Here is a 15,968-nt window from a genome sequence, read left to right as displayed (position 1 = left end):
GGTGTCTACCTCTTCCCATTCCGAACAGAGAAGTCAAGCCCGCCAGAGCCGATGGTACTGCGGTAATACGTGGGAGAGTAGGTCGGTGCCCAATCTTAAATCAGCCCCCCTTTAGCAATATCGGGGGGCTTTTTTGTGCAAAATGCTCCCACTTTAGTTATATTGCAGCTCATATCCATGGCAATGTATTGGAAAAACGTCCCGATAGTAATCCTGTTCATCTTGTTTGCATTCAGCGCGCAAGCAACAGATATTGATAAAACCATTATTGTTGATGGCCTGAAACGCCAATATCTGGTGCACCTGCCGCCGGGTTATACTGCTGCCAAACAGCTACCGGTAATATTTGCCTTGCATGGCGGCGGCGGTGAGTACAAAGGCACACCAAAGCAATACAACCTGAATGCACCCGCCGACAAGTTTAACTTTATAATCGTTTACCCCAATGCTTTAAACAAAAGCTGGAGCATGAAAGGCGTAAGCAGCCGTGTACGCGGCGGAGGCAGCGAGGATATTGACGATGTACATTTTATCAGCGTGTTGATGGATACCCTGGTTAGGTATTATAAAGCGGACGATAAACGGTTTTTTTGTACGGGCATATCACGAGGAGGCATATTCTCTCTCTATTTGGCCCAACACCTGTCAAATCGTATCAAGGCCATCGCACCGGTTTGCGCAAGCATTCCGTTATCAATTAGCGATAACTACAGTTTCGGACACCCCATGCCGGTATTGATGATAAACGGAACTGCCGACCCGCTGATATTATACAACGGCGGCGAAGGGCGGTTTACACCCGATAACAATGGCGTCCAGTTTAATATGTTGCCCACCGAGCAGCTGGTTAAAAAGATTGTGGGCCTAAATGGCTGCAATGCACAGGCAACAGTATACAATATACCCGATGCAGATCCATCCGACGGTTGCACGGCTGCCAAATACAGCTATACCGGGCCCAATGCCGACGTAATATTCATCAAAATAACCGGCGGCGGGCATACCTGGGCCGGCGGACCCCAATATTTACCTAAGTTTATCATCGGCAAGGTATGCCGCGATTTTAAGGCCGAGGATGAGATATTTAGCTTTTTTATATCGTTGAAATAACGTCCTACCTTAGTCAAACAAATCGCCGTTCAGATATTTCATGCCCGAATCGCAGGCTACCGTAACTACGGTATGGCCCGGGCCGAGTTCCATGCCCAATTTAATGGCGGCCGCCACATTTAAGCCGCTCGATGTGCCGCAAAATATACCTTCTTCGGCAGCTAAGCGTTTTACCGTTTGGCGGGCTTCGGCTTCATCAACGGTGCGGGCTTCGTCGTAAACAATTTCGTTAAATAAAGGCGAAATAAAGCCCACGCCAATACCTTCCACCTTATGCGTGCCTTTTACGCCCTGTGTTACCAATGGTGCCGATGCCGGTTCCAGTATCACTACACGGTTAGCTGCATTAGCCGCTTTAAGCGCTTGCGATACACCTGCCATCATCCCACCTGTACCCACCGCGCCGCAAAACGCATCAATTTTCCGGCTACCAAAATGCTGTAATATTTCTTCGCCCAATACCTTGTAGCCATCTATCGCGTCTTTATTTTCGAACTGTTTGGTGAGATAAGTATTGGGTTGCGTGCCTATTTCGTTGGTACGCGCTATCATACTTGGGATAAGGTTGGGTGTTATTTTGCCGCCATCGCTGGGTATCAACTCCAGTTTAGCGCCAAAAAGTTGCATGGTTTTTAGCTTCTCTTTCGCAAAAGCATCCGACGAGACCACTATAAACGGATAACCTTTAACCGCGCAAACAAACGCCAGTGAACAGCCGGTGCTGCCGCCGGTACATTCAACCACGCCGATACCCGGTTTCAAATCGCCCCGCTTTTCGGCATTCTCAATAATAGCCAAAGCCATGCGGTCTTTATACGAACCTGTGGGATTATAGTACTCCAATTTTACATAAATCTCGGCGCAATTGGGCGGCGTTACCTTTTTGAGCTTTACAAGTGGCGTGTTGCCGATGGCGGAGGTGATGCTGTCATTCATTGGTTTAGATAATTGTGTTGAATATAAGCTAAAAAACAAAAAATCCCCTAACAAAGCGTTAGGGGATATGCTTTATGCTGAAAAATGTTGAATCAATTCTGCGCGTGCAAGCCTACCCTGTTGCCTTCGGTATCGATAAAGAAAGCCATATAGCCAATTTCGGGACTGATTAATGTCCTTGGCATTTGTATCTGGCCATCGCACTCTTCAATGCGGTCGAGCACATCCTGGATGGAGGGGTTGGCATTCAAATAAACCACTGTACCTTCGGCTGATGGCATATGGTACGGACTGCTGGCCAATGCGCCCGACACCTTGCCATTGCCCATTTCGGCAGGGAACGATACCATTTTCATGCCCATCATTTCAGGCATCGGCTCCATTTCGATGTCAAAAATAGCCTCATAAAACTCCTGTGCACGTTCAATGTCGCTTGCCGGTATCTCGAACCAGTTAAGCGCGTTTGCATTACTTTCCATAGCCTGTTTTTTTTAAGATGAATAATTTGGTGTTTGATTTATGACTAAAGGTAGTAACTGAAATACTTCGGACACATTATCAGGATGTTAAATTTTAAAGAAACGATAAAGAAAACAAATAAAAAAGGCTCACGGTTTATACCGGGAGCCTCAAATTATCTTGGGAAACTTTCTTTCTTATTTCTCTCCGCCTGTTTGTATCTGCATCGGGTTTACACCAACCGACTGGCCACGTGCGCCTGCCCCACCGGCGTTCTGTTTAAACACCTGGAACTTCGACGGCTCCGGTGCTTTGCCCCAGTAGTTATTGCTTTCGTCAATATCGGCAGTTTCACGCATCGGATCGATGCGGATCGAAGCCACTTCCTTATCCTGCATATAAAATTTGGATACGTTCTTTTCATTTAAACGCCATATCTGCGCAGGTATCCGGTCGGTCCAGGTGGTGCCATCCTTAAAGGTAAACTGCACGATGATAGGCATCACCAATCCGCCCTTGTTGCTAAACGATAACTCGTAAAAATACTTATTACCATATTTTTCCTTTTCAGCATCGGTAAAAGGCTCCGGCGAGCTTTGGCGGGTCGGCGGGTTTTGCGCCATAATCGCACGTATCTTGTTGGTATCTATTTTTACCAAACCACGGTCATATTTCCAATAAAAATCATGGGTGGCAGTGTCCAGATCTGTATAGAAATGGATGTTCTTGTCTTCGCGGTTACGCACTTTCGATATATCGTCGAAGGCGTTCACAGCAGGCAACATTGGGTTTGTCGGACTCGAAAGCGGGTTGGCAGCAGGTGCCTGTCCGGCAAAGTTTCCGCGTCCGCCACGACCACCACCGGCTGGCATTGCCGCAAGGTTAGCTTTAGCCACTTTTACCGAGTCGAGCGAGATATCTACAGGGTCGGTTCCATAAAACCAACCTCTCCAAAACCAATCGAGGTTTTCGCCGCTGGCATCGCCCATGGTGCGGAAAAAGTCGGCCGGGGTTGGGTGTTTAAATGCCCAACGCTTGGCGTACTCTTTAAAGGAATAATCGAACAGCTCGCGGCCCATAATGGTTTCGCGTAGTATGTTCAAACCTACGGATGGCTTGCTATAAGCATTCGGCCCAAAACGTACAATGTTTTCCGAGTTGGTCATTATCGGCTCCAACTCGTTTTTTGGCAGTTTCATGTAATCAACAATGGTATAAGCCGCACCACGTTTAACGGGATATTTGTTGTCCCAAAGTTCTTCGGTGAGGTATTCAACAAAGGAGTTTAAACCTTCATCCATCCAGGTCCACTGGCGCTCGTCGCTGTTTACAATCATCGGGAAAAAATTGTGCCCAACTTCGTGAATTACCACGCCAATCATGGAGTTTTTGGTGGCCTCGCTATAAGTGCCGTCCTTATTAGTACGGCCGTTATTAAAGCAGATCATCGGGTATTCCATACCGTTTGATGCCTCAACGCTTTGCGCAACAGGGTATGGGTAATCAAACGTAAAATGCGAGTAAGTTTTTACGGTGTGCGCCACCAAACGGGTTGAGTATTTGGCCCATAAAGCGTAAGCCTCTTTACCATAATAGCTCATACACATTACGTTTTTGCTGCCCAATTGCTGGCCCATGCCGTCCCAAACAAACTTGCGCGAGGAAGTCCATGCAAAATCGCGTACATCGTTGGCCTGGAAAACCCAGGTCTTTTTAGTGGTGCTTGGCGCAGACTCGGCTTTCTTGGCTTCGTCAAGCGTAACAATCTCTACGGGCACTTTTGATGTTTTGGCCTTAATGTAGCGCGCCATTTTTGCCGGGCTCAATACGGCGGCATAATTGATACATTCGCCGGTGCCACCAACTACGTGGTCGGCCGGAACGGTCATTTGCACATGGAAGTTACCAAAGGTCAGGGCGAACTCGCCGCGGCCGGTAAACTGGTGGTTTTGCCATCCCTGGAAATCGCTGTAAACGCACAGACGCGGATACCATTGCGTCATGGTGAACAAGTAGTTGCCGTCACCGGGGAAATATTCATAACCGCCGCGACCACCCACGGTCAGCCTGTCGCTTATCTTATAGTTCCAATCTACATTGAACACAAAAGTTGCACCTGGCTTCAATGGAGCCGGCAGGTCTATCCGCATCATGGTTTTGTTGATAACGTAGTGCAGCTTAACCCCCAAAGCCGTGGTTAGTTTGGTGATGATATCGCCATAACCGTTGTTCGGACCGGTAGCTTCAGCTGTACGGTCGAGCAATTGTGGGTTACCAAAAACCGGCATGGTGCTGCTGCTTTGGTAATTGGCGTTATTGATATTGCTGTGTTGGTTCTCGTCCAATTGCAGCCATATATAATCTAATGGGTCGGGCGAGTTGTTGTAATAGGTGATAGTTTCGCTACCCGTTAGTTTCAGGTTCTTTTCGTCCAATTCGCACTTAATGTTGTAATCGGCACGTTGCTGCCAGTACTTACCACCCGGGGCACCGCTGGCGGTACGTTGCTCGTTAGGGGTTGGTAAAATGGTACCTAATTGTTCGAACTTGTTGCCGTGGTTGCTGCCCGGGTTGTTCTGGATGTCCTGGGCAAGGGCAATACTACATACGCTGAGCGTAACCAATACGCCGCTAATCAGTTTTTTCATTGTCAGTAAGTTGTGGGCTTGCGCCCGATTGTTATATGAGTTCAGTTAATGTTCAAGATATTCAGAATGGCAATCGTTCAATGGCCATTTTTAAAGCTAACGCGAAAACCCCCGAAGACAAGAAAAACACCCAGTCGCGCTGCTTAATTTTCACGAAATTTAAAAAAAAGATGGCTAAAGTCAAAATAATGGCCACGACAAAAATTTGCCCGGCTTCAAGGCCAACGTTAAATCCAAATAGCCCCCAACCCAATGTTTGGTCTTTAGCCAGCATAATGCGTATGGCGTTGGCAAAGCCCATGCCGTGTATCAAACCAAAACCCATGGCTAAATAGTAGTTGATGCGTGCGCTGCCGTTTTTGGTGTCGATACGCAACAGGTTGTTGAAGGCCGTGATAAAAATGGTGCAGGGTATTAAAAACTCCACCCATTTACTTTGGAAGCGGATGATGTCGAGCACACTCAAAACTAACGTTAGCGAGTGGCCAAGGGTAAAAGCGGTAACCATAATCAATACCTGCTTTATATTTTTAAAGGTATAAACCGAGGCCAGGGCTAAAATGAACAGTTGATGATCGATCGCATCGGCGCTGATGATATGCTCCCAGCCCAGCTTAAAATAAAAAATAAAATCGGTCATCCGGAATAATGAAGTGTGTTTGTAGTAAATTTAGACTTTATTTTACAGTTAAAAAATCGCGACAGGCTATGTACGCATTAATTTATAAACCGCTATTATATTGTTACATACTGCTGTCGGCAATAGGGCATGCAAAACCTGTGCCTGCTGCTTTTCACCCGCTGCATATCAGCACTACCGATGTGAGCTACAATGCCCAGGACAATAAGCTTGAGGTAATATGCACCATTTTTACGGACGACTTCGAAACAGCCATAAACAAAGAGTACCATACACAGGCCGACCTGATAAAACCGGAAGCGCACGCTGCGGCTGAGGTGCTTATAAAGAAATATATTACCGGGCATGTGCAGATAAAACCTAACCAAATACCCGCAAACCTGAACTACATTGGCTACGAAATTAAAGACGCGGCGGTAAATGTTTACCTCGAATCCGAAAAAGTATCACCGTTCAAAAAAATCGATGTGGACATCAACCTGCTGCACAACCTGTACGAAGACCAGATCAACATCGTGCACATCACGGTAAACGGCGTGCGTAAAAGCGAAAAACTGGATTGGCCTAACAGGAAACTGGAACAAGTGTTTTAAATATAAAATCGGCACTGCGTTACCGGATTTGGCATCATGGTTAATAAAAGCTATAGCACTTGGTAGCGTGCGTATTCATTTTGTATTCGTATTCGCCCCAGCCGGGTATCGTCGTTTCGTAACTCATGGCCGCCTCGGTTGTGCCAGCGGTATTGGCATAATTCAGTTTCGAGGTGGTAACATCATGACTGAGGCCAAATCGTGTTTTGCCACTATCCCTGCCAAAAATGTCGAAGATGAGCGATACCACAACAGCGTCGTTTTGCGCGCCATCGCCCCGGTACCAAAGCCCCACATTGATGGCGCCATGCTTGTATTGAACGCCCGTACTAAAGGTAGCTACGCCCGCTTGCGTTGAGAAAACAACGAAGGGATAAAGGATGGGCTGTCTTCAAACGAAGGGTCGGTTAATATCTTATAGCTGGCATAACCGTTGTAACGCTGTGGCAAAATTGAAGTGCCGCCCGATAAGGACTCGTTAGGCCGGTTAAGATGCTGGCCCGATACACCCACCATAAAATCACCCAACACAAGGTTCACGCCCGCGCCGCTGTCAAAAAAGAAACGGTTGTTAAAGGGCAATCCCAAGCTTGAAGAGGAGCCGTTTGGGATAATGCCTGAGCCATTCAGCTGGTCTAAGAACACCAGCTTGTCTTCATCCACTTTTCGGTTTGTCGCACCGGCTTGTAAGCCGAAGGACAGTTGAGCATTCTCGAACTCGACATGGTAAGAGTAGATACTCGAAATATTAATCTTATCAAGATAAGCCGTACCCTCAGTCGATTTCGTAATCATCAAGCCCACACCGCTGTTATACATCGGCAGGTTCAGGTCCGACGAAATCGTATAATAATTTAACGGGCCGGGCAATGCCGTCCATTGGTTACGATAGATAAGGTTGACACGGAAATCGCCATCAAACTGTCCGTTCAGGGCGGGGTTAAGATAGATAGGCGCATCGTAAAACTGGGAATACAAATGGCCCTGAGCATAAAGGCTTTGGTTGGTGAAGACAGCGAAGAATAAAAGGGCAACAAAAACTATCCTCATTACTTATCTTATCAAATGTATGATACCGACTGTCGATTGCGGCCTTCCGTCATTATACTTCATCCCTTTCCACTGGGTACCATCTATAAAATGAGCGCTGATTTCCCATACGTATACGCCCTGCGGTGCCGGTGCCCCGGCCATCATGCCGTCCCATCCCTGCGTTGGTATGCCGTTTGCATCCAATACATTGGTTTGGAAAATAACCTGCCCCCATTTGTTAAACACCTTCAATGTATAATCTGCCAGGCCAAAAGCACGTACATTAAACGTTTGTAACTCGCTTTTCGTGCTGCTTGGCTCAAACGCATTCGGTACGTACAGGTATAATGGAATGCCTGTTATTTGAACTGTGCGTATCCTTACAGCCTGGCAACCGGCCACGTTTGTAACGGTGAGTTTTACTTTATATTTTCCGGTATCCACATAAACATGCGACGGCATGGAGTCTGTCGATGTTTTTCCATCACCAAAATCCCAGTTGTAGTTGGTGATGCCTGCACCGGTTGTTATTTTATTAAACTGGAAAGAGTGGTTCGGGATAGCGATCACACTATCCGGAACAACGATGAAGTTGGCAGTTGGCGGTGCGGCTACCGTTATATATTTCACCACTTTAATGGTATCGCTACAACCAAATTCTCCGTAGGCTATCAACTTAATTGTGTATGGCGCGTTCACGTAACTGAACGTATGTGTTGGGGTTTTTAATACAGATACTGTCCCGTCGCCAAAATCCCACAGGTAGCTGCTGGCATTAACCGACGCGTTCACGAAAGTCGTGGTGAGGATGGTACAGCCATTGGTAACATTTGCGGCAAACGATGCTTTAGGTACGTTGGCCACTTTTACGATATGTTTAGCTGTATCGGGGCAAGTTCCATTGGATGCGATAAGCTGCAAGGTATACGTGCCGGGCAAAGTATACGTGTGTACCGGTATCGCACCGGAGCCATTCGGACTGCCATCGCCGAATATCCAGGTATAGCTTGATGCGCCGGTAGTCGTGTTGTTTACATTTAAAACCAATTGCCCGCTGCAGGATACAGAATCGGGCACAGAAAACGATGCGACAGGTTTTGGATAGGTGCCTAAGCCCATCGTGATACTATCCGCCCGGCAGCCAAAGGTGTTGGAGGCTACGAGTTTCAGGTTATATGCTGTATTGCCTTGCGTTAATATAATATTGGTTGGTGTTTGCGCGGTAGACACCAGTTGGTTATTGATATACCATTTATAGCTGCTCGCGTATGTGGTATTGTTTGTGATTTTGACGGCAAAAGGCGCGCAACTTTGTGTAGCGGCGACTGTAAAAGACGCTACCGGCACGGGGTTAAAATGAAAATTGTGAATGACCGTATCGGGGCATCCGATTGTGCTCTGCGCTACCAGTTTAACCTGGAAAGTATAAGGCAAAACCCCGCCCGGCGCATTGAACGCGTAGGTTAAATTCTTTTGGGTGGAGACAATGGCGTTGTTGACAATCCACTGGTAGCCAACCGGGTCTACACCGGTATAGGTAGTGGTATTTTTTAAGTTGATGGTGGCATTGTTCGAACATATAATCGTGTCGCCCGGTGTAAAGGCAGCCCGGGGTATATCGGTTATTTTGACAATTTGAATAATCGAATCCAAACACCCCCCCCCAAAAAAAACTGTAAGCGGTTAGCTTAACCCGATAAATGCCTGGTTGGGTATACAAATGTTGCGCTGTTGAACCTACTACGATGGTGCCTGCAGGGTCGCCGAAATCCCAGGTAAAGCCACTGGCGTTTGCTGTAGATGTTGAAACCGAAAGCTGGTAGGGCACGCAATTTACACTGCCGGCATTGCTTGTAAACGCGGCTATAGGGATAGGTAAAATAGTTACCGTTTGGCTGGTGTTGGTGCCGCAATTGGTACCGGCGGCATTTTGAGTCGCCGTCAATGTAACGGTATAAGTACCTGGCGCGGCATAGCTATGTTTAGGGTTAAGTTGATTGCTGGTAGTGCCGTCGCCAAAGTTCCAAACATAACTAAATGAGCCGACCGATGCGGTTTGGTTGGTCAACACAACAGAATCTTTAACGCAATAGGCTAATTTACCGATCGAAAATTTAACTACGGGCGCAGGCACAACCGTAATGGTTTGCGTTGCCGTTTGCGCAGAGCAGCCGTTTGATGCCGCGAGGGTCACGTTATAAACGCCGGGTTGCGTAAAAGTATGGAAAACCGTTTCGGGGGATGCCGCGCCCGCTACAGTAGTACCATCACCAAAATTGTAGTTGAACACATTGGCACCCACCGATGTATTATTGAACGCCACGGTAAGCGGCGCGCAACCCGCCTGGTTATTGCCGTTAACCGTAAGGTTGGCCACTACCTGATTAGGGTATACAACAATTTTGTAGGTTGATGAATCTTTACCGCATTCGTTTTGAGCGACCATTTTTACAGTAACCGTATCCCTCACCAAAGTGGTATAAACATGCTGAACGGTTTGATTGGTAGACACGGTTTGTTTTGTCCCATCGCCAAAATCGAAGGTATAGGTATTGGGTGCCCCGCGCGATTGGTTGCTGAAGTTTACCGTCATCGGCGAGCAGCCAATGGTTTTATCAGGCGTGAAAATGGCGACCGGTTTAGGGCGTACGGTAACCGAATCTTTATAGGTACTTATTCCGCAACTTGCGGTTGCTGTCAGCTTGATGACGTAAGTGGTATCGCGGTTAAACGGATTTGGTAAAAATGTGATGGCTGTGGGCTGTGTTGCTGTCGATGTTTGCCCGTTGCCGAAATCCCATTTATAGGTAGCGCTGGCTATTGGTGCGGAGGTATTGGTGAAGCTGACCGTCAGCGGGCCGCAGCCTTTTACCTGGTCTTTAGTAAACGAGGTGGTTACATTTTTTGTGGTAGTGAAGGTGAGCGATTTGCTGTCATTAACGCAGCCATACACGCTGGTAACTACCAACTGGATGGTAACGCTTTGCCCGTCAACCGTCATGATGTATCCCGGGAAGGCCGAACCTGTACCGATTTGCACCCCATTGGCATACCAGGTGTAACTGGCATCCACAGCATTATGTGCGGTGCTGGTAATAACGGTACTCAAATTAAACGGTGTACAACTCGACAAAGCCGATGCTGTAAAGTCCGCAAAGGCGACCGGGTTAATGGCTACTTTAACCGTGTTGCTAACGCTTTGTTGCGGGCCGGTACAGAGCAAGGTAGTAACTATCCTGCGGAAATAAGTAACCGCGTTTGGCGCCGCGGGGGGCTGATAATTGATGGATGTCGCACCCGCAATATTGGACCATGTTATCTGGTCGCTGCTATTTTGCCATTGGTATGCGTAGGTGCCGTTACCGCCCGTTGGTACCGAGCCATTCAACTGATTTACGGGGCTGCCGCTGCATACCTGCTGGTCGGCGCTGATGCTGTTGCTGCTGATGGATGGCTGAACAATGATGTTTACCGAATTACTTTCCAGATTACAAATGCCCGATGTGACGTTGCGGCGCACATAGATGGTAGTCGGTGGCGTAAAGACAATGTTTTGACCTGTTTGCCCTGCTATCACCGTCCAGGTAACCTGGTCGGGACTGCTTTCCCAAGTGTAGGTATAGGTGCCGGTTCCGCCGGTTGGCACGCTTCCTGTTAAAGTGATAGATTGCCCGGCACAAATAGTGGATACTAACGGACTGACTGTATTGGTAATAGGCGCCAAATCGGTAATCGTCAATGGGGAGGTAGTGGCACCGCAACTCGGACTGGCGATGGACCATATCAAATGATAAGTTGTACCGGGCACCAATCCCGAAACGGTGGCATTGTAAGTGTTGGCGCTTGGCGTAAAAACCAAAGTACTGCCGGGCGCGGTATCCGTCCATGTGCCTACAAAAGCGCCCGGGTTATTGCCTGCCAATGGTGTTTGCGTTTGCGCGCAAAGCGTGATGGGGCTTCCTGCCACCGCGACGGGTGCAACCGAGTTCATGATGACTTCGATCACATTACTCACAACGGGACAGAGGTTATAGCTGCTTACCGTGCGGCGATAGTAGGTGTTTGTTGTAGGATTGGCTAAAAGAGTTGCCGATGTTTGGCCTGAGATAGTTGTCCAGGTAACAGCATCAAGTGATGATTCCCAGAAGTAAGTATAGCTTGCCGCGACGGTTGCCGGTACATCTCCTCCTGATAAGGCCAGTGTACTGAAATTGACCGGTTGACCGGGACAAGTAGCCGTAACATCCGACTTGATGGTGTTCACAATATCAGATAACACATCTACCGTTACAGTCGAAGCGCTGGCTGTACAACTGGCGTTGGATATAGTCCATGTCAGGCCGTAGCGTGTGCCTTTAGCCAAGCCCGTTGCCATTGAAGTTGGCGAATTTGCCGAAGAAAATGTTACGGCCGGACCTGTGGATACCGTCCATAAACCTGTGCCCACTACAGGTGCATTACCAGCAAGTTGATACGATGCCGTGCCGCAGATTTTGGCGTTTGGCCCGGCAGATGCAACACTTGGCTGCGGGCTGATGGTGATAGTATATTGCATCGGCGTGCCGCTGCAACCTTGGCCGTTATAATTGTAAATAGGTGTAACGGTAATGGTCGAGACGATATTGGTGGTGCCGGCATTGATAGCTGTAAATGACGGTATTTGACTGCCGCCACCTGTCGCGGCCAGACCGATAGCAGGGGCTGATGTCCAGGTATAGGTTACCGAACTTCCCGCGAAAGCGGCGGCATCATTTACCGGGATATATGCCGGAACAACAGCGCCGGCGCAATAGGCTCCGTTTGAATTTTGGGTGATGGTAATATTAGGCAGCACATTGATGTTAAAGTTCAATGGTGTGCCGGGGCAACTTGTGCCGCCCGAAGTATAAGTTGGCGTAACCGTAATTTGCCCGGTTATGGGCGCTTTGGTAGCATTGCTTGTGGTAAATGCAGGCAAGTTTCCTGTTCCTGATGCTGCAAGACCTATAGCGGTATTGTTGTTTGCCCATGTGTATGTGGTGTTTCCTGCGGCGGTATTGGCGCTAAAAGTGATTGCCGGAGCCGATGAGCCGTTGCAATAGTTTTTATCCGTAATAGCGTTAACAACTGAAACCGGGTTAACCGTTATAGTTACTACCGATGATATGGCATTACAGGTGCCGCTTGCTGTTAACCTGCGGTAGTAGGTAGTCGCGTTTAGGGCAGGTGGCTGATAATCGTTTGCAGTAGCAGAACCGATATTGGTCCAGGTTGCATTATCGGGCGAGCTTTGCCATTGAAAAGTGAAGGTGCCATTGCCCCCAACAGGAACTTGCCCGGCTATTAACGCCGGTGTACCACCTTTACATATAGTTTGCAAAGCGGCGATATCATAATTGGTGAGCGTTCCTTGTACGCTGATAGTTACCGTATTCGAGGTATTACTACAGGTAAGGCTGTTCACCAAACGTCGATAAAGCGTGTTGGCGGTTAGCGTACCGGGCGAATAGGTGGCACTCGTCGCGCCTACAATATTGTTCCAGGTAGTGCCATTATCCACCGATACCTGCCATTGGTAAGTGTAGGTGCCGCTGCCTCCGCTTATCACCGCTGTTGCGGTTAAAGTGGCCGGCGCCGAGCCGGAACAGATGATTTGGTCGCTGCCCACGGCATTGTTCGCGATAAGCGGGTTTACCTTTACGGTGATGGTTGCCGCAGGGCTTTCGCAGCCTGATGCATTGGTTTGGGTAACATAATATGTAGTTGAACCTGCAACAGCGGTAGACGGTGTTGGCGCCGTTGCCGAGCTTACCCCCGGCGGCGCGCTTGTGTACCAATTCAAGGTATTTCCGCCTGCGGCCGTGGCCGTTAAAGGCGATGCCACGTCGTTAAGGCAATAGGTAATATTGGGTGTTACGGTTGGTGCCGCCGGTCGCGGGTTAACCGTGATAGTAAACTGAACCGGTAATCCCGGGCAACCGTTATTTGGCGTAACAGTAATGGTTGCTACTTGTTGTGTTGCACTGATGTTTTTTGCAGTAAAGCTGCTGATCGAACTACCAGAGCCAGATGCTGCTAAACCAATGGAGGTATTGCTGTTTGTCCATGTAAAGTTTGTACTTGGCAGGCTGCTTGTAAAACTGAGCAATCCGGTTGGGTCGCCGTTACAGAGTACCAGATTTGCCGGTACAGTCGCTACCGGCGAGACTGTAACATTGATGGATTTGGTGACGGTAGTAGTCCCGCATTCATTCGTTACGGCCAACTGCACGGTATAAGTACCGTTGGTATTATAGGTGATGGTACCCGGGCTTGCCGATGTTGAGGTAGCCGGCGTCCCTCCTGTAAAAGTCCACAAATAAGTAGCCGCGGTTGATGAATAACAATTTTGCACGGCAGGTGTGGTTGGCGTAATGCTACCAAACTGGCAAATGGTAGCCGGGGTGGTTAATGCCGCTACAATGGGCTTATCTTTTACGGTTACTATCTGCGGAGCAGAGGTAGTTTGGCACACCCCGCCGGGGTTAATGGTAAGCAGCGTAATGCTGTACTGGCCGGGGCTGGTAAACTGGAACTCAGGGTTGATGGATGTTAAACTGGTGCCGTTGATATAAGCATAGGCCGAAGTATTGGGCACGCAGCCCGTGTTGGTGTACGTTACCGACCATACATATTTGTTATTGCCGCAAACCGGCAGGTTTGATGTATTGGTAGCCTGCACCGTAAGCGGGTTACAGCCCGATGTTTTGTCGAGCGTAAAGGTTGCCGTTGGCTGTGCATTTACGCACACGTTTTGCGTAGCTGTTGCCGTACCGCAGGTGTTGTTACCCGTTTCCAATTGTAACGAATAATTGCCCGGAGCGGTAAACCTAACGCCGACGCTAACTGTTCCGGTTATCCAGAAGCTGGGATCGGCCTGACCGGCATCACTGCCCAGGGTGCCGCTGGTTAATACCCAGCCGGCAGCCGGTGTTATCTTCCAAACAATCTTTCCCGGAATACAGCCCGTTGCCGAAACACTGTTGGTGGGCAAGCCCGCGCTGGTAAAAGTGATGGGTGTATTAACGCAGGCGGTATCGCTTCCTAAATTAAAAGTAGCGGTAGCTGCCTGCGAAACGTAAATTGGAGCTACAATTGCCGATGAACTGCTACAAGGGTTAGATGCCGTTATGGTTACCGAAAACGCATTGGAATAACCTGAACTGGTAACACCGCACGAGCTTTTATTAAAAGTATGGACAATGGTAGCCGGAGGCGGTACTGTGTATACTATCGATGGGCTGCCATCACTAAATGCTACTGTATAGACAGTGCCCGGCGGGTTGCCGGCAAAACTTGATGTTGAAAAGCTGATATCGCTGCCGGTACATATTTGGGTATTGCCCGGCGTTGCCAACCCGATGGCCGGGTTACTGCCTACAAATGGATAATAATAGGCGGTATCCACACAACCACTTGCACCCGTGACAATGTAGGTTATTTTCCAGGTGCCAATGCCATACGTATGGTTTAAGTTGCTGCTAAATGTGGCCGAATTATATACCGGGCTGCCATCGCCCCAGTCTAAGTAATAATTGGTATTGGTTGCCTGTGTTGTCGACTGATTAATAATGGTAAAGTTAAACGGCGCGTTGGAGCATGACCTGAAATAGGTGCGCCCGTCGTTATTGTAGGCATTGGTGGAATTATTGCCCGCCAATAAAGAGCTGGGTAAGCCGATGGTTACGATCTGCGATGTGGTAGCACTACAACCGGCAGGGTTAGTAACCGTAAGCGCTACCGTAAAATTTTGCGTGCCACCGCCATTTGCTGTTTTGAAGGTATGCACAGGATTCACCAGAGTGGATGTTGTACCATCGCCAAAATCCCACAAATAGGTTAAAAAGGGTTGGTCCACAGTACTTGCATAAGTAACGGGGCTATTACCGCAACTTGTTGCCTGAGTGTGGGTATACGATACGTTTGGTGTTGTAGAAGCCGACATAATCAGTGTAGGGTACAAATCGGGTACACCCAAACTCGAGGTTGCTACCATGTTGTAAAAGCCGGGCAATGTGGCAACATAGGTTGTAGTAGTTGCGCCAACAATCAACGTGCTGTTTAAATACCATTGGTAGGTTGTGCCTGTCGGGCCCGTACTTGCGGTAAGTGTTACCGGGGTGCCCGAGCAGATGACCGTTTTACCTGTGGATGTGGTAATGGTATCGCCGGGGTTAGAGTAAAGTGAATGCGATAGTGACCCGGCAAAAAGATGATGCCCGAAAAGGATTAACACCATAAATAAAATAAACTTCGGCAGACGTTTATTCATATAGCAAGTGATACGTAAATCAGCTCATAGAAGTTGCTTGATTTACTCCTCTAATATTGTGATAAAATTTGACTTTGTAGCATAAAAGTTACAAATGACGGGTAAATTACATAACAGTACCTGCCATGGCACCTATGCCAGTTTAAAAATTCGTTAAATAATTAATTAGCGTTGCTATAGTCCTTAATTGTGGGGAACGAAGACTATGTTGTAAAAATAATAAAATTTGATATTAGTCGGCCAATAGGGTATTTTTTTTA

10 protein-coding genes and 1 rRNA gene are annotated in these 15,968 nt (G+C 48.1%); 3 read left to right on the top strand and 8 right to left on the bottom strand.

Going from position 1 to position 15,968, the window contains the following annotated elements:
* Window positions 1–94 (top strand): 5S ribosomal RNA (gene rrf / locus QZX97_RS02585); the annotation flags it as partial.
* 89 nt (window positions 95–183) lie between these two features.
* Window positions 184–1,110, top strand: a complete 927-nt coding sequence (locus QZX97_RS02580; protein WP_295650003.1) for a PHB depolymerase family esterase — start codon at window positions 184–186, stop codon at window positions 1,108–1,110.
* A gap of 9 nt (window positions 1,111–1,119) precedes the next feature.
* Here QZX97_RS02580 and QZX97_RS02575 read toward each other — a convergent pair whose 3' ends face one another.
* The 4 genes from QZX97_RS02575 to QZX97_RS02560 form a co-directional block, all read right to left on the bottom strand.
* Entirely contained in the window at window positions 1,120–2,046 is a 927-nt protein-coding gene (locus QZX97_RS02575) for a cysteine synthase family protein (protein WP_295650006.1), read from the bottom strand.
* 92 nt (window positions 2,047–2,138) lie between these two features.
* Window positions 2,139–2,525, bottom strand: coding sequence for a VOC family protein (locus tag QZX97_RS02570; protein ID WP_295650009.1), 387 nt, complete (start codon window positions 2,523–2,525; stop codon window positions 2,139–2,141).
* A gap of 177 nt (window positions 2,526–2,702) precedes the next feature.
* Entirely contained in the window at window positions 2,703–5,153 is a 2,451-nt protein-coding gene (locus QZX97_RS02565) for a M1 family metallopeptidase (protein ID WP_295650012.1), read from the bottom strand.
* A gap of 61 nt (window positions 5,154–5,214) precedes the next feature.
* Window positions 5,215–5,793 (bottom strand): HupE/UreJ family protein, encoded by a 579-nt coding sequence (locus QZX97_RS02560; RefSeq protein WP_295650014.1) that lies wholly within the window; start codon window positions 5,791–5,793, stop codon window positions 5,215–5,217.
* 68 nt (window positions 5,794–5,861) lie between these two features.
* Here QZX97_RS02560 and QZX97_RS02555 point away from each other — a divergent pair, with 68 nt between their 5' ends.
* A complete protein-coding gene (locus tag QZX97_RS02555; RefSeq protein WP_295650018.1) occupies window positions 5,862–6,386 on the top strand; it encodes a DUF6702 family protein in 525 nt (174 codons plus the stop codon).
* A 40-nt stretch (window positions 6,387–6,426) separates the two neighbouring features.
* On the opposite strand, the gene QZX97_RS02550 is transcribed toward QZX97_RS02555, so the two are convergent.
* From QZX97_RS02550 to QZX97_RS02535, 4 genes are all read right to left on the bottom strand, one after another.
* Complete coding sequence (locus QZX97_RS02550; RefSeq protein ID WP_295650020.1) at window positions 6,427–6,681, bottom strand: hypothetical protein; 255 nt, start codon at window positions 6,679–6,681, stop codon at window positions 6,427–6,429.
* Between the two features lie 44 nt (window positions 6,682–6,725).
* Window positions 6,726–7,436 (bottom strand): PorP/SprF family type IX secretion system membrane protein, encoded by a 711-nt coding sequence (locus tag QZX97_RS02545; RefSeq protein ID WP_295650021.1) that lies wholly within the window; start codon window positions 7,434–7,436, stop codon window positions 6,726–6,728.
* A gap of 3 nt (window positions 7,437–7,439) precedes the next feature.
* Window positions 7,440–8,537: a PKD domain-containing protein gene (locus QZX97_RS02540; RefSeq protein WP_295650071.1), complete on the bottom strand. Its 1,098-nt coding sequence runs from the start codon at window positions 8,535–8,537 to the stop codon at window positions 7,440–7,442.
* 292 nt (window positions 8,538–8,829) lie between these two features.
* A complete protein-coding gene (locus tag QZX97_RS02535) occupies window positions 8,830–15,708 on the bottom strand; it encodes a PKD domain-containing protein (RefSeq protein ID WP_295650024.1) in 6,879 nt (2,292 codons plus the stop codon).
* Window positions 15,709–15,968 lie beyond the last annotated feature (260 nt).

This window comes from uncultured Mucilaginibacter sp. (assembly GCF_903893715.1).
In the GTDB taxonomy this organism is placed as follows: Bacteria; Bacteroidota; Bacteroidia; order Sphingobacteriales; family Sphingobacteriaceae; genus Mucilaginibacter.
The sequence above is the reverse complement of the archived record's forward strand: the minus strand, read 5'-3'. Positions and strand labels throughout refer to the sequence as shown.

Coding starts and splice junctions, on each gene's coding strand:
- QZX97_RS02580 (WP_295650003.1), top strand. CDS start 184: ATGTATTGGAAAAACGTCCCGATAGTAATCCTGTTCATCTTGTTTGCA.
- QZX97_RS02575 (WP_295650006.1), bottom strand. CDS start 2,046: ATGAATGACAGCATCACCTCCGCCATCGGCAACACGCCACTTGTAAAG.
- QZX97_RS02570 (WP_295650009.1), bottom strand. CDS start 2,525: ATGGAAAGTAATGCAAACGCGCTTAACTGGTTCGAGATACCGGCAAGC.
- QZX97_RS02565 (WP_295650012.1), bottom strand. CDS start 5,153: ATGAAAAAACTGATTAGCGGCGTATTGGTTACGCTCAGCGTATGTAGT.
- QZX97_RS02560 (WP_295650014.1), bottom strand. CDS start 5,793: ATGACCGATTTTATTTTTTATTTTAAGCTGGGCTGGGAGCATATCATC.
- QZX97_RS02555 (WP_295650018.1), top strand. CDS start 5,862: ATGTACGCATTAATTTATAAACCGCTATTATATTGTTACATACTGCTG.
- QZX97_RS02545 (WP_295650021.1), bottom strand. CDS start 7,436: ATGAGGATAGTTTTTGTTGCCCTTTTATTCTTCGCTGTCTTCACCAAC.
- QZX97_RS02540 (WP_295650071.1), bottom strand. CDS start 8,537: ATGGGCTTAGGCACCTATCCAAAACCTGTCGCATCGTTTTCTGTGCCC.
- QZX97_RS02535 (WP_295650024.1), bottom strand. CDS start 15,708: ATGAATAAACGTCTGCCGAAGTTTATTTTATTTATGGTGTTAATCCTT.